Below are 13,367 nucleotides of genomic sequence, written 5' to 3' on the forward strand. Positions count from 1 at the left end.
AGTGTATGATCAAAAAAACCTTGCTAATGTTTTGGCTGTTGATACTGACGAGCTTCTCGGTTTCGGCTGCCATCAATGATTACATTGTTAAGCAATGGAATGTACAAAATGGCTTACCCTCACAATCAATTAAAAGTTTGGTTCAAGACCAGCAGGGCTATGTATGGCTTGGCACTCAATTTGGCCTCAGTCGATTTGATGGTTATCAATTCCGAAATTTTACAACACAAAACACGCAATTCTTACAAACCAATGCCATTCACAAGTTACTGTTAGATAGACATGGTAAGTTATGGATAGGCACTAAGCGTGGCCTTCACCGCTTAAACCCTAAAACACTAGACGTTCAATCCTTTAATATCAAAGGGCCTATTCTCGATATTGTTGAAGACAAGCAAGGTGATATTTGGGTTGCAGGTAACGGCTTATTTTATATAGGTAACGATAGCCAAGCGCAGCGTGATTTTGATGCCGCTGAAGGTAACAAAAAGCTCTCTGTGAACCGCATTAATCAAATTGTCGGTAGTGTCTCAAAAATAGCCCAAGGCACGGATGGTTTATGGTTGGTGAATGAACGAAATCTTTTAAAAATTACTAAATCAACGACTAATCGTAGTGATGTATTCCGTCTTGAACTTGGGTTTAGATTAGCGTTACCAGAGCAATTGGCTCAAACCATCATTCATGACCTTGCATGGATCGAAGGGCGCTTGTATCTGGCTTCTGAGCTCGGTGCTTACTTTTTAGATATTGACCAAGTATTGAGACGATATACAGAGTTAGGCAATGGTGCAGTCTACAAGTTTATGTACGATCCAGACTCAGGATTGTGGGCATCAACTTCGTCTCGACTTATGTTTAGAGAAGGTGTGTCAGAGTGGCGTTATGTTGAACCAGTTCATGCTGAGCAAGCAATCTGGTTCTCAGATATGTTTAAAGATGGCGAGGGGAATATTTGGCTTGCCAGTTTAAACGAAGGGCTTTGGTTTGCGCATACTGGTAATATTGCGCGTCATATGATCGACGGTAGTAGCCAACAAGGGATAACAGCAACGACATTAGATAACCAAGGCAGAACTTGGATTGCTTCAAGAAGTGGCATTGGTTACCTAGATTCAGATGAAACCTTGCAAGTTGTTATTACCTCGGAGCAACTTAAAAACAGCACAGTTTACGAACTTGAGTTTAGTGGCAATAGTTTATTTATTGGTACTGAGCGAGGTGCGCTTATTTATGAGCAAGGTGTATTACAGTTATTACCATTTCGAGAGTTAAGACAGACGCCTGTCTTGGCGATTACTCCCTCTCAACGTGGTGGGATTTGGATTGGCACCGGTAGCGGAATGTACCGTTTAGAATATTCTGGCTTAACACCATTTGCTTACAATGCATTTCTAGGCAGCCAATTTATTACTTATGTAAACGACCAACCTAACGTGGGCTTTATCGGTACTAATAAAGGAGCCTATCAATTTAATCAAAAGGGCATTGAAAAGCTTGGTGGTCAAACTTCTCTTGAGTCAGCTTATGTCACCAGTATTTTATACATTCAAGGTGTGGCCACTTTAGTTGGATCTTGGAACGATGGCTTATTTTATCGAACAGCAAAGGGCGATTGGTACCAGCTTGATGCTTCAAACGGCTTACCTCATGGCTCAATTTCTTCGCTTTATTACGACAAGCAACAGGCGCTTATTTGGGTCAGTACTCGAAAAGGCGTCTATCGTCTACCTGCAGCGCAATTTACGCATCCGATCAGTAATCTAAAAGTTGAACAGGTTATTAGTCAATTTGACCGTCAACTCGATGGCAAAGTCGGTCGTTGCTGCTCTGGTTTCGGTGGTGATGCCGTCTTAGAAAAGCAAGGTGCAATTTGGTATCCAAGCTCTCAAGGCGCCGTTGAAATTCCTAAAAATGTGGAACTATTTGGCTCTAAAGATTTATCACCAAAACTTGAAGAAGTGCTCACTCAAGACAGAGCCATTGTCGCAACTGAATTTGCCGATTTATTAAAACTTGATACCAGTGAACGTGATATCACCATTAATTACACTGCAATTGATTTCTATGCGCCGGCAAGTATCGAGTTTAGATATCGTCTAACTGGCAAAGAAAACACCGAATGGCGAGAAGTATTTAATCGACGTGAAGCCATATACACAAACTTAGAACCGGGTGTTTATAACTTTGAATTACAAGTTAAGCGTAAAGGTGAAGGCTGGCAACAAGCTCGAAGTATTTCACAGCGCATTGAGATCCCAAGACGCTTTGATGAAACAGTTTATTTCAGACTACTCATTACACTTGGTTTTATTTTATTGTTTTATGTGTTCTTTTGGATTTTTAGGGCTCAAGAGCGGCGCAAGCAGCAAGCATTGGAGTCTTTGGTTGCAGAGCGAACTCTGGCACTTAGACAAGCAAATGACAAGCTTAACCAAGTTAATACACAAATGAAATTAGTGAGTCACACGGATGAGCTGACAGGCCTTAAAAGCCGCCGTTTCTTATTCGATCAACTCCCTAAAGATGTAGAACACTATCAACGAAACTCGCAATCACTGCAGCAGCAAAATAAGCGCCTAGTACTTTTGATCATCAATGTTGATAATTTTAGCAAGGTAAATGACGCTTATGGCCCAATTGGTGGCGACAGTTGTTTGCAGCAATTAGCGACTTTATTAAACACCAGAACCCAAGGGTCTGATTATGTGGCCCGTTGGAGTGGCGATGAGTTCTTGTTGTTATTACGTGATTTTAAGCGTGATGCCATTGAAACCTATATAAAAGAGTTATGTCGAGCAATTGCTGAGTTTGATTTCCAGTTACCGAATGGCAAATCGATCAATATGACAGTTTCTATGGGCTGGTCTTTATATCCATTACCCTTGCTAGGTGGGCAGGTTATTAGCTGGGAGGCCTCTGTTAATTTGGCTGATGTTGCGCTTCATCAGGTGAAACAGCGGGGTGGTGATGGTGCTGCAACCATTACATTTGATGATCAATTGGATGCGTTTGAATTTGAGCAAACCAGTAACGTTGAGTCACAATTACAAACCTTACAGGCAAATGGGCTTGCAGATGTGAAAATTTGGATGCGTTAATTAAGATAATTTGTATAACTCATCAAAAACTGGAAGCATAAAAAAAGGAGCCTTAGCTCCTTTTTTTATGCTTTAAAATTATTAGAGTAGCGCTTTGATCCGCAGCTCGATTGAGTCAGCACATAAGCCCATTTCTGCGTGCATTTCGTCTTGCGTACCATGTTTGATAAATTCATCAGGAATACCAAACAATGACACGGGTGTATTGATCCCTTGTGCGCCTAAGAACTCCATAACAGCACTGCCAGCACCACCGGCAATGGCGTTATCTTCAATACAAACAAAACGATCATGGGTTTTGCTTAGCTCAACGAGTAATGCTTCATCAAGCGGCTTAACAAATCGCATATCGACTAGGGTAGTATTTAAGCGCTCGGCTGCTTGCTTAGCATTATGAAGTAGTGTGCCGAAACTTAAGATAGCCACTTTCTCACCTTCGCGGATCACATTGCCTTTACCAATTTCGAAAGCGTGCATTTCTGTTTGCACATCTTGTTCTCCTGCACTACCACGAGGGTAGCGCACAGCAACAGGTTGATTACACTGGTAACCAGTGTAAAGCATCTGGCGGCATTCGTTGGTATCACTTGGTGCCATGATGATCATGTTTGGAATGCAACGCATAAAGCTTAAGTCATAGGCACCTTGGTGAGTTTCACCATCAGCGCCAACAATACCTGCGCGGTCAATTGCAAACAGTACTGGTAAGTTTTGTAGCGCGACATCGTGGATCAGTTGGTCATAAGCACGCTGCAAGAAGCTTGAGTAGATTGCAACTACAGGCTTAAGGCCTTCACATGCGAAACCTGCACCTAGAGTAACAGCGTGTTGCTCAGCAATGGCAACGTCAAAGTATTGCTCAGGAAACTCTTTCGAGAAACGCACCATACCAGAGCCTTCACGCATGGCTGGGGTAATCGCCATAAGCTTAGGATCTTGTGCTGCCATATCACACAACCAGTCACCGAATACTTTCGAGAAAGTCGGCGCGCCTGGCTTAGACTTTGGCAGACTATGCACGCTAGGATCAAACTTAGGCACGCCATGATAGCCGATAGGGTCTGCTTCAGCTGGTTTGTAACCTTTACCTTTTTGCGTCTTGATGTGCAGGATCTGAGGGCCTTTCAGGTTACGCATATTTCTTAGCGTATCAACCAGCATATTAACGTCGTGACCATCAATTGGACCAATGTAATTTAAACCAAGCTCTTCGAAGAAAGTGCCAGGAATAACCATGCCCTTTAGATGCTCTTCCATACGGCTGGCAAGCTCTTTCACAGTCGGTACACCAGAAAGAATTTTCTTACTGCCTTCGCGAATATTAGTATAAAAGCTACCGGAAAGAATACGTGCAAAGTGGTTGTTTAGTGCACCCACGTTTTCAGAAATAGACATCTCATTATCATTTAAGATAATCAGCATGTCAGATTTGATATCTCCTGCGTGGTTCATCGCTTCGAATGCCATACCAGCCGTGATCGCACCATCACCTATAACGGCAACGGTTTTACGGCCTTTACCTTCTTTCTGTGCAGCGATAGACATACCTAATGCAGCGGAAATAGAGGTACTTGAATGACCTACGCTGAAGGTGTCGTATTCACTTTCTTCACGATAAGGGAAAGGGTGCAATCCATCTTTTTGACGGATCGTATGCATAGCATCACGACGTCCCGTTAAGATTTTATGTGGGTAGGCTTGATGGCCAACATCCCAGATCAACCTGTCTTCTGGAGTGTTATAAACATAGTGTAAAGCCACCGTCAATTCGACTGTGCCTAAACCTGAAGCCAAATGGCCACTACTCTGAGAAACAGAATTAAGTAAGTAATCTCTTAATTCATCGCTCAGTTTACCCAATTGGGGCTGTGGCAATTGACGTAATTGCGCCGGTTCATCAACCAAGGCGAGTAATGGGTACTTGCTACTGTCCAGTTTCATTCTTTCAACATGTGTCCTACGCAAACCTTGTTCGATTATATACAAAGGTTTACTTAATTTTTATAAATTTTGTCATGCTCGTCATTAATACGTCATGAAAGTGTATTAATGATCACGCTCAATAATATATTTTGCTAAGTTTGCAAGTACGTCAGTGTTATGAGGGATTTTATCTAATGCTGATAATGCATCATCTACAAATTGATGCGCTCTTTGTTTAGCCCCATCAAGACCCAATAAAGCTGGGTAAGTCGATTTGTGGTTATCTATGTCAGAACCTTGAGGTTTTCCTAACACAGAGGTATCACCCTCAATATCTAAAATGTCATCTTGTACTTGGAAAGCCAGACCGAGATTTTTACCATAGCTATCAAGCGCAGCCATGATTGATTCGTCTACATCTAGCGCACATAATGCGCCTAATTTGATTGCGCAATTTAATAGCGCGCCTGTTTTTAAACGGTGAATACGCTCAAGTTCTTCAATAGTGATAGATCTATCAGTCGCGGAGATATCAAGCGCTTGTCCGCCAACCATACCTTGCAAACCGGATGCTATAGCGAGCGTATTGATCATTTTTATTTGCTGCTTGGCAGGTACTGAAAATTCATGACCGCTTAAAAATTCGAATGCTAAAGTCTGCAAAGCATCGCCAGCTAAAATCGCTTGTGCTTCATCATAAGCGATATGGCAGGTGGGTTTACCACGGCGAAGATCGTCATCGTCCATAGCAGGTAAATCATCATGAACTAATGAATAACTGTGAATACATTCTATGGCTGCAGCTGCAACATCCAGGTCGGTTTCTTTTGCACCTAAAAGCTTTCCAACCGTGTAAACTAAAAAAGGTCTTAAACGCTTGCCACCATTATTTATACTGTAAAAAGTCGCTGATTTTACGGTTTCATCGGTATCAAGAGGCAAAGAGAAATAGTTGCAAATATAACTATCTAAGCGGCTCTGTGCCGCACTAATATGCTCGAATAAATTCACTGCAGGGTCTTAATCTAATTGATTTGGCATTGGTGTTACAGGTGTCTCAGGATCGTTACCCATTAAAATAGAAACTTTCTGCTCGGCACTGCTAAGCTTGTCATTAGAAGCATTAGCTAATTGAACACCTCGTTCAAATTGCTTTAAGGATTGTTCTAACGTTAGGCTACCTTGTTCCATAGCTTGAACAATGCCTTCTAATTCAGCCATCGCTTCTTCAAAACTTAGATTTTCTGGTTTTTTTGCAGCCATAGTTCATCTTGCTCAGCAATTTACTTTAAAGTTTGCAATTTTAGGGGGATTAGCGACTCAGGTCAAAGTTTGTTGCGGGCAATCGTGGAGAATCAGTTTATTTTTTGCCTTATGTTGGCTTTAATCGAATTTTCACAACGGAATTGAGTTAAGATATTCAATATGTTGCCGATAAAAGTCTTACTGAAAGCTAGGCTTTTCACTGTAACATAGGCACAAGGTTTGCAAATATTGGAATTAAGCATGATATTTGTAGTTGCCACTCAAAAAATTGACTTCGAGTGTCAGAATAAAAAGTAATGATAAGTATTCTCTGGAGGGGATAGTGGATTTAGCAACCGTTATCGGAATAGTAGGTGCAATAGGTTTGGTCATCATGGCGATGTTCATGAGTAGTAATGGTGACATGGCCATGTTTGGTGATGGCCCATCTACCGTCATTGTATTCGGTGGCTCTATATTTATCGTACTGTCGAACTTTACTATGGGCCAATTCTTAGGCATTGGTAAAGTTGTTGGCAAAGCTTTCATGTTTAAGATTGAATCTCCAGAAGAGCTAATCGAGAAAGCGGTTGAATTGGCCGACTCTGCTCGTAAAGGTGGATTTTTAGCCTTGGAAGAAGCTGAAATACCCAATGCCTTTATGCGTAAGGGCGTTGATATGTTAGTAGATGGTCATGATGCTGACGTTGTACGCGCGACTTTATTGAAAGACATTTCATTGACCTCCTCACGACATGAGTTAGGTGCCAACTTATTTAAATCTCTAGCAGATATCGCACCAGCAATGGGTATGATAGGAACACTCATTGGTCTAGTAGCCATGTTATCAAACATGGATGACCCAAAAGCGATTGGTCCTGCGATGGCTGTAGCACTTTTAACAACGTTATATGGTGCATTTCTAGCGAACGTGGTTGCTATCCCAATTCAGGCGAAACTCGAATTACGTAAAGACGAAGAAGAGCAAAACCAACGTTTAATTTTAGATGCTATTTTAGGTATTCAAGATGGACAAAATCCAAAAGTAATTGAAGGTATTCTGAAGAACTACTTGCCTGAGTCTAAGCGCGGCAGCGACAAGGAGGAGTAGTATGTCAGATGAACAAAAGTGTAAATGTCCCCCTCCCGGGCTACCCGCTTGGATGGGAACATTTGCTGATCTAATGTCACTCTTGATGTGTTTCTTCGTTCTGCTGTTGGCTTTCTCTGAAATGGATGTTTTAAAGTTTAAACAAATTGCAGGTTCGATGAAGTTTGCTTTTGGTGTGCAAAATAAAATCGAAGTAAAAGACATCCCCAAGGGCACCAGTGTAATTGCAATGGAGTTTACACCCGGTAAGCCTGAGCCGACTCCCATTGAAACAATTCAGCAGCAAACAGTAGAAATGACACAGCAAATGCTTGAGTTTCAAGCTGGTGATGAAGCATCAGCCGGTGGACGTCAAGAGCAGCGCGGTAACAAGCGAGGAGGTGAATCACAAAGCACCTCACAAGAGCAATCTATGGAACAGGCTGTATCTGCTGCAGATCAAGAACAAGTGAATGAGCTGGTGAAGAAAATTGCACAGCAAATGGAAAAGCAAATAATGGATGGTGCAATAGAGCTTGAATCGCTCGGTCAGCAGATCATTATTCGCATTCAAGAAAATGGTGCATTTCCCTCTGGCAGTGCATTTTTGCAACCCAAATTTAAGCCGATTATTCAGGAGATAGCCGATCTACTTAAAGACGTTCCCGGTGAAATAACGGTGTCAGGTCATACTGATGATTTTCAAGTGACGAACGAGCTATATTCAAATAATTGGGACTTATCAGCAACCCGTGCTGTTGCTGTTGCCAGTGAAATGGTTAAAGCCCAAGGGTTTGACAAAAATAGAATGGTTGTTGTTGGTCACGCAGATACTCGTCCGCTAGTACCCAATGAAAACGACACTGACAGACGTCGAAATCGCCGTGTAGAAATCTCAATTTTACAAGGTAAAGCAAAAGAATCTGACCCTATAGAACTGCGCGGTAATTAATTTTTTCATTCTTTAGTATGTACTTCTTGATAGATAGTTCGAATTCAGCTAATTTGAAATTGGGCTAACTATCAGGGAGAAATACCATGTCTAATTTACATAAATTCGCTTATATGCCTGGCAATAATGGTGATGGTGCAGATGATAATGATGAGCCACCAAAAGTGTCTAATAACGCTTTTGGTTTTGTGCTTAACGTTTAAATAGCCAAATATGCCATTAGATTTAAATAGTGCTCACTTTAGTCAGTTTCTTTTACTCGTAAGAGATAATGCAACCATATTGACATTTTTTTCGGTTGTATTGTTTGCTGTTTTAAAAGATGACAAAGCGCTTAGATATGCGGCTCTATGCGCCGCATTTTATGTTGTTGGGTATTTTTCATACCCAGTCATTAAGAAAATTGACGCAGACTTTTATGTGATCCGATATATTTACTGGGCATTAAGTGACATTGTATTTATGGCGATCTTAGCTGTTTGGGCGTTGAGAGATAAGGTTTATTTATCACAAAGTATACTCGCTCAACTAATAGTGCTGCCTGCACCAATAATGCAGTTATTTAGACTGGTCGATAGGCATTATTTAGATTTAAGCTATTCAACTTATCTTTATAAAAGCATTTTACCTCTTGTTAATATTCTAACGGTTCTGCTTTGTTTCCTACCTGTGGTTTATATTCTGAAAAGTAGAGTGAACCAGCTACAGCTTAAACCTTGATACTCTCTACATTCCTTAAAAAGTGTTATTCAATATTTATGCTGTCAACTACAACCAATACCCCTAAATCATTGGCCGCTTTTACTTTTGCGGCTAATTTAACCATGGTTTTATTGCCTTGACTATCTGGGATAAAGACATCTGTCAGTGCGAACTGACAGCTTTCAAGAGGTCTTTCTTGCTCTAATTTGACCTCTAAACAAACTGTTTTAGACTCGTTCCCAATACGAGTTTCTTCACAAAAAGCAGGGTTTAAGTTGCTGCTGAGTTGAGCATCCACTTCACTGAGTGCAATTTGGAGTGCTACCTCATTATTATCGCAAGTCAAAGATATAGATTTTTGATTCGTGCCTAAGTCACCTTGAAGGAACTTTTGTTCATCGCTATTTTCATACCAAACTGTTAGCGAGCTTTTTGTCAGCTTGGTCGGCATAGTTGACGGACTGCCTTTTGCTCGCCAGTCTGCGAGTGATGCAAGTTCAGGTAAAGAGAATGATATGCTTAATTGGGGGATGTACTTAAACTGTTGGCCTGGCTTAATAGCGCTATTTTCAGCACCTTGCCAAGCTTCCCTCACGTCTGCTCCAAAGATATTCGCGACTTGCTCACAGAGTGCTTCAGTCCCTTTGTAATTGGTTTCAGCAAGGCTGCTTGACTTATTTGGGTAAAAGGTAACTTGTGGCTTAGTCTGTATTGCATCCCCTTCAATTTGCCAGTAAGCAATATTCGTCTCTTGATGGTTGAAGTGTCTTTGTGCCAAGAAGTTGCTGCCACATTCAGCGCTATCATTTACAGGTGGTGCAGTATTGTCTTTTGAAAGAGGCTCGCTGCCCCCACCACCACAGGCAGCTAAAAAAGAGCATGCTAGTAATAGAAATGGATATTTCATGAGACTTCCTTGATGCTGGGCTATCAGGCCTGCGTGATAACCCATCTTTGATCATTAACCTAGCGCAGGAATAACGCCAAACATTTGCAAACCTTGAGCCGCTATTATGACAACGCCACAGCAAGCTGCAAGACTTAATCCAAATCGTCCGCCTTTTACTTTATAGCCTTCTTCACCTTCTTGTTGCGTTCTTTGTACCCACACCATTGCAACGGGTAAGAATATGGCTAACACAACCAGCGCTATCGCAGCGTACCCTAATGCAGTTATAAACCCTTGAGGGTAGAACAAAGCAAAGCCAAGAGGAGGGATAAAGGTAATTAGCGCAGTTTTAACACGAGCGCTTTTGTTATCACCTTGCTTAAATGCATCGGCAAAAAAGTCAAATAACCCTAAGCTTACACCTAAGAAAGAAGTCGCCAGAGCTAGATCTGCAAAAATCGTTATCGACGTACTGACCTGCGTGCTATTTACTAAGTTTGAGATGTTACCAATAAAACCTTGTAGGCCTTCAGCTTGTAATAGTTGTGATTGGCTCATCATGCCTTGGCTGATTAATTGCCAGAATACGTAAATGATTAATGGCACGGATGCTCCGAAAATCATAACCTTTCTTAGAGAGCGAATATCAACACCGACGTATTTTACAATTGATGGAATAGAGCCGTGGAAGCCAAATGAGGTAAAAATCACGGGAATTGCTGAAATAAGTAAACCTTGTTCTAACGGCATTTCTAATAAATGTTGACCTTGCACATAAGGAGTCAAAACGAAAAATAAGCTACCCAGTACAATCACTTTAATTGCAAATAAAACTCGGTTTAGTTTATCAACTGTTGAAGTGCCCATGGTAACAATTGCCGCAACTAAAAGCGCAACAATAATAGAGCCGACCTGAGGTGCAACATTGACATCAAGTGCCGCGTTTATTTTTGATTGTAATTGAGCACCACCACCAGCAATGTAGGCCGCACATAAGGCGTAGAATAAAAATACCATTGCAAAGTTGGCAATGTATTGACCACGCTTACCTAGTAGTGTTTTTGCAAGCGTATTAAGAGTCGCATCAGAACTGGCGAATTGGTGGAGCTCTAGCATTAATAACGCAGTATAAGTCATTAACAACCAGGTTAATAATATTAGAATTAAAGATGCACTGAAGCCAATGCCTGCAGAAGCAATGGGTAGTGCTAACATACCAGCACCAATGGTTGTGCCTGCGACAATTAGCATACTGCCGAGGGTTTTATTCTTGATCACATTATGCCCCTTTAAGTGTGAGAGAGCAGGCAAGATATAACGCAGAGCAAAAAATTGAAACTCCTTTGTTATAAATCAAGATACTTGTTTGTAATATATGTTTTACATTCTGCTGCACAGCATTGAGATTTAGACATAAAAAACGCGATGACTCGGCATCGCGCTTTTTTGAAAGTGATGGTTACTTAACTTCTTTACCAGCTGCTTGTTGATCTGCATGGTAGCTTGAACGTACGAACGGTCCACACGCAGCGTGGGTGAAACCAATTTCATCCGCATAGTCTTTCAATGCATCAAACTCTACTGGCGGCACATAGCGCTTAACCGGTAAATGGTGTTTTGAAGGTTGTAAATATTGACCTACAGTTAGCATGTCAACATTGTGCTCACGCAGGTCACGCAACACTTCTTCGATTTCAGACATTTCTTCGCCTAAACCCACCATTAAGCCTGATTTAGTCTTTACATTTGGATGCGCTTCTTTGAAACGGCGAAGTAATTCTAGTGACCACTTATAATCTGCACCTGGGCGAGCCAGCTTATACAGGCGAGGTGCAGTCTCTAAGTTATGGTTGAATACGTCAGGTGGCGTTTCAGTTAAAATCTCTAATGCTTTTTCCATACGACCACGGAAATCAGGTACAAGAATCTCAATGGTGATCTCAGGATTGTGCTTACGAATTGCCTTAATACAATCAGCAAAATGTTGTGCACCACCATCACGTAAGTCATCACGGTCTACAGACGTAATAACCACGTATTTAAGCTTCATATCTTTGATGGTTAGCGCTAATTTCTCTGGCTCTTCAGCATCAGGTTTTAACGGGCGTCCATGCGCTACATCACAGAAAGGACAACGACGAGTACAAATCGCACCTAAGATCATGAATGTCGCTGTACCATGGTTAAAGCATTCAGATAGGTTAGGGCAAGAAGCCTCTTCACATACTGAGTGTAACCCGTGGTTTCGCATTGCTTGCTTGATGCCCTCAATACGCTCACTTGATTTAGGTAAACGGATTTTAAGCCATTCAGGTTTTCTTAGCATTTCATCGCGTTCAGTTGGCATTACCTTAACTGGGATCAATGCCATTTTTTCAGCATCGCGAAGCTTTACCCCTGGCTCCATTTTTACTGGTTTACTCATTCGTTCTCGAACCCTTCTTTGTGTTCAACATGCTCAGCGTTAAGACGTTTGAGCATGTGTTTAACAAGACCTTGCGCAACTTCATCAAGTTGCGACGGGCCATTTAATTCACTTGTTTGCACCATGTTCATGCCCGCATAGCCACAAGGGTTTATGCGCATAAATGGGCTCATATCCATGTTTACGTTCAGTGCAAGACCATGAAACGAGCAGCCGCGGCGAACGCGCAGGCCTAAGGATGCAATTTTACTGTCGTCGACATAGACTCCTGGCGCATCCGGTTTGGCATAGGCATTAATGTCATACTCTTTTAGCATGTCGACAATACATTCTTCTAGCCAAGTTACTAGTTCTCTGACGCCAATTTTTAGACGTCGAAGATTGAATAGTACGTACATCATTTGCTGACCAGGACCGTGATAAGTCACTTGACCACCGCGATCTACTTGGATAACAGGGATGTCGCCCGGCGCTAAAACATGCTCTGCTTTACCTGCTTGCCCCTGAGTAAAGACTGGCTCATGTTCAACAAACCAAATTTCATCGGGACTGTTATCATCACGGGTATCTGTGAAGTCTTGCATTTTCTGCCAAATAGGTTCGTAACTTCGTAATCCTAATTGGCGAACAATCACGGTATTTTGAGTCATTACTGTCCCTTACAATACGTAACGTACGTCTTCTAAGCTGCCGATTTCGGTATAGATTTGCTCAATGTGCTCTTTTGAAGTCACAGTTGCTACAAGGGTCACAGATTCATACGTGCCTTTACTGCTTGGCTTAACTTTTGGCGCATAGTCACCAGGAGCAATAGTTTGCAGCTTTGCAAGGATCTGATCAGTCAGATTTACATTTGCTAGGCCCATAATTTTAAATGTGAATGGGCAAGGGAACTCTAAGTATTCATCAAACTTAGTATTTTTAACTGGTTGAACCATGAAGGTGTCCTCATCGCAAATGGTGTGTAGCTTTTAATATTTTACACACGCTCAATAATGGCGGGCATTCTATCATTTTTATAGCAAAAAAAAACGCCTCAC

The 13,367-nt window shown here is 41.7% G+C and carries 12 protein-coding genes; 4 read left to right on the forward strand and 8 right to left on the reverse strand.

Annotated elements, in window-relative coordinates:
• Positions 1–5: 5 nt before the first annotated feature.
• Positions 6–3,101, forward strand: coding sequence for a diguanylate cyclase domain-containing protein (locus ACH784_RS03505; RefSeq protein ID WP_404393592.1), 3,096 nt, complete (start codon positions 6–8; stop codon positions 3,099–3,101).
• An 81-nt stretch (positions 3,102–3,182) separates the two neighbouring features.
• On the opposite strand, the gene dxs is transcribed toward ACH784_RS03505, so the two are convergent.
• The 3 genes from dxs to ACH784_RS03520 all read right to left on the reverse strand — a co-directional run bounded on the left by dxs (position 3,183) and on the right by ACH784_RS03520 (position 6,287).
• Positions 3,183–5,042: a 1-deoxy-D-xylulose-5-phosphate synthase gene (dxs, locus tag ACH784_RS03510; protein WP_404393594.1), complete on the reverse strand. Its 1,860-nt coding sequence runs from the start codon at positions 5,040–5,042 to the stop codon at positions 3,183–3,185.
• A gap of 105 nt (positions 5,043–5,147) precedes the next feature.
• The gene (gene ispA, locus ACH784_RS03515; RefSeq protein WP_404393596.1) at positions 5,148–6,035 is read right to left on the reverse strand and encodes a (2E,6E)-farnesyl diphosphate synthase; all 888 of its coding nucleotides are present in this window, start codon (positions 6,033–6,035) and stop codon (positions 5,148–5,150) included.
• A gap of 9 nt (positions 6,036–6,044) precedes the next feature.
• Entirely contained in the window at positions 6,045–6,287 is a 243-nt protein-coding gene (locus ACH784_RS03520; protein ID WP_404393598.1) for an exodeoxyribonuclease VII small subunit, read from the reverse strand.
• 325 nt (positions 6,288–6,612) lie between these two features.
• Here ACH784_RS03520 and pomA point away from each other — a divergent pair, with 325 nt between their 5' ends.
• The 3 genes from pomA to ACH784_RS03535 all read left to right on the forward strand — a co-directional run bounded on the left by pomA (position 6,613) and on the right by ACH784_RS03535 (position 9,031).
• Entirely contained in the window at positions 6,613–7,380 is a 768-nt protein-coding gene (pomA, locus tag ACH784_RS03525) for a flagellar motor protein PomA (protein WP_404393600.1), read from the forward strand.
• Position 7,381: 1 nt separating this feature from the next.
• Positions 7,382–8,311, forward strand: coding sequence for a flagellar motor protein MotB (locus ACH784_RS03530; RefSeq protein WP_404393602.1), 930 nt, complete (start codon positions 7,382–7,384; stop codon positions 8,309–8,311).
• A gap of 213 nt (positions 8,312–8,524) precedes the next feature.
• Positions 8,525–9,031, forward strand: coding sequence for a hypothetical protein (locus ACH784_RS03535; protein WP_404393604.1), 507 nt, complete (start codon positions 8,525–8,527; stop codon positions 9,029–9,031).
• A gap of 25 nt (positions 9,032–9,056) precedes the next feature.
• Here ACH784_RS03535 and ACH784_RS03540 read toward each other — a convergent pair whose 3' ends face one another.
• The 5 genes from ACH784_RS03540 to ybeD all read right to left on the reverse strand — a co-directional run bounded on the left by ACH784_RS03540 (position 9,057) and on the right by ybeD (position 13,265).
• Positions 9,057–9,920 carry a hypothetical protein gene (locus tag ACH784_RS03540; protein ID WP_404393606.1) on the reverse strand — a complete coding sequence of 288 codons (864 nt, stop codon included), beginning with the start codon at positions 9,918–9,920 and terminating at the stop codon, positions 9,057–9,059.
• A gap of 54 nt (positions 9,921–9,974) precedes the next feature.
• Positions 9,975–11,180, reverse strand: a complete 1,206-nt coding sequence (locus ACH784_RS03545) for an aromatic amino acid transport family protein (RefSeq protein WP_404393608.1) — start codon at positions 11,178–11,180, stop codon at positions 9,975–9,977.
• A gap of 181 nt (positions 11,181–11,361) precedes the next feature.
• Complete coding sequence (lipA, locus tag ACH784_RS03550) at positions 11,362–12,327, reverse strand: lipoyl synthase (RefSeq protein WP_404393610.1); 966 nt, start codon at positions 12,325–12,327, stop codon at positions 11,362–11,364.
• Positions 12,324–12,977 carry a lipoyl(octanoyl) transferase LipB gene (gene lipB / locus ACH784_RS03555; protein WP_404393612.1) on the reverse strand — a complete coding sequence of 218 codons (654 nt, stop codon included), beginning with the start codon at positions 12,975–12,977 and terminating at the stop codon, positions 12,324–12,326. Before lipB ends, lipA begins: the two co-directional genes overlap by 4 nt.
• Before the next feature lie 9 nt (positions 12,978–12,986).
• Positions 12,987–13,265: a DUF493 family protein YbeD gene (ybeD, locus tag ACH784_RS03560; RefSeq protein ID WP_404393614.1), complete on the reverse strand. Its 279-nt coding sequence runs from the start codon at positions 13,263–13,265 to the stop codon at positions 12,987–12,989.
• Between the last annotated feature and the right edge of the window lie 102 nt (positions 13,266–13,367).

The organism is Pseudoalteromonas phenolica (genome assembly GCF_044788725.1).
Classification (GTDB): domain Bacteria; phylum Pseudomonadota; class Gammaproteobacteria; order Enterobacterales; family Alteromonadaceae; genus Pseudoalteromonas; species Pseudoalteromonas phenolica_C.

Bases quoted from the DNA above. Each gene is read 5' to 3' on its own strand.
- ACH784_RS03505 (WP_404393592.1), top strand. From the start codon at position 6: ATGATCAAAAAAACCTTGCTAATGTTTTGGCTGTTGATACTGACGAGC.
- dxs (WP_404393594.1), bottom strand. From the start codon at position 5,042: ATGAAACTGGACAGTAGCAAGTACCCATTACTCGCCTTGGTTGATGAA.
- ACH784_RS03520 (WP_404393598.1), bottom strand. From the start codon at position 6,287: ATGGCTGCAAAAAAACCAGAAAATCTAAGTTTTGAAGAAGCGATGGCT.
- ACH784_RS03530 (WP_404393602.1), top strand. From the start codon at position 7,382: ATGTCAGATGAACAAAAGTGTAAATGTCCCCCTCCCGGGCTACCCGCT.
- ACH784_RS03535 (WP_404393604.1), top strand. From the start codon at position 8,525: ATGCCATTAGATTTAAATAGTGCTCACTTTAGTCAGTTTCTTTTACTC.
- ACH784_RS03540 (WP_404393606.1), bottom strand. From the start codon at position 9,920: ATGAAATATCCATTTCTATTACTAGCATGCTCTTTTTTAGCTGCCTGT.
- lipA (WP_404393610.1), bottom strand. From the start codon at position 12,327: ATGAGTAAACCAGTAAAAATGGAGCCAGGGGTAAAGCTTCGCGATGCT.
- lipB (WP_404393612.1), bottom strand. From the start codon at position 12,977: ATGACTCAAAATACCGTGATTGTTCGCCAATTAGGATTACGAAGTTAC.
- ybeD (WP_404393614.1), bottom strand. From the start codon at position 13,265: ATGGTTCAACCAGTTAAAAATACTAAGTTTGATGAATACTTAGAGTTC.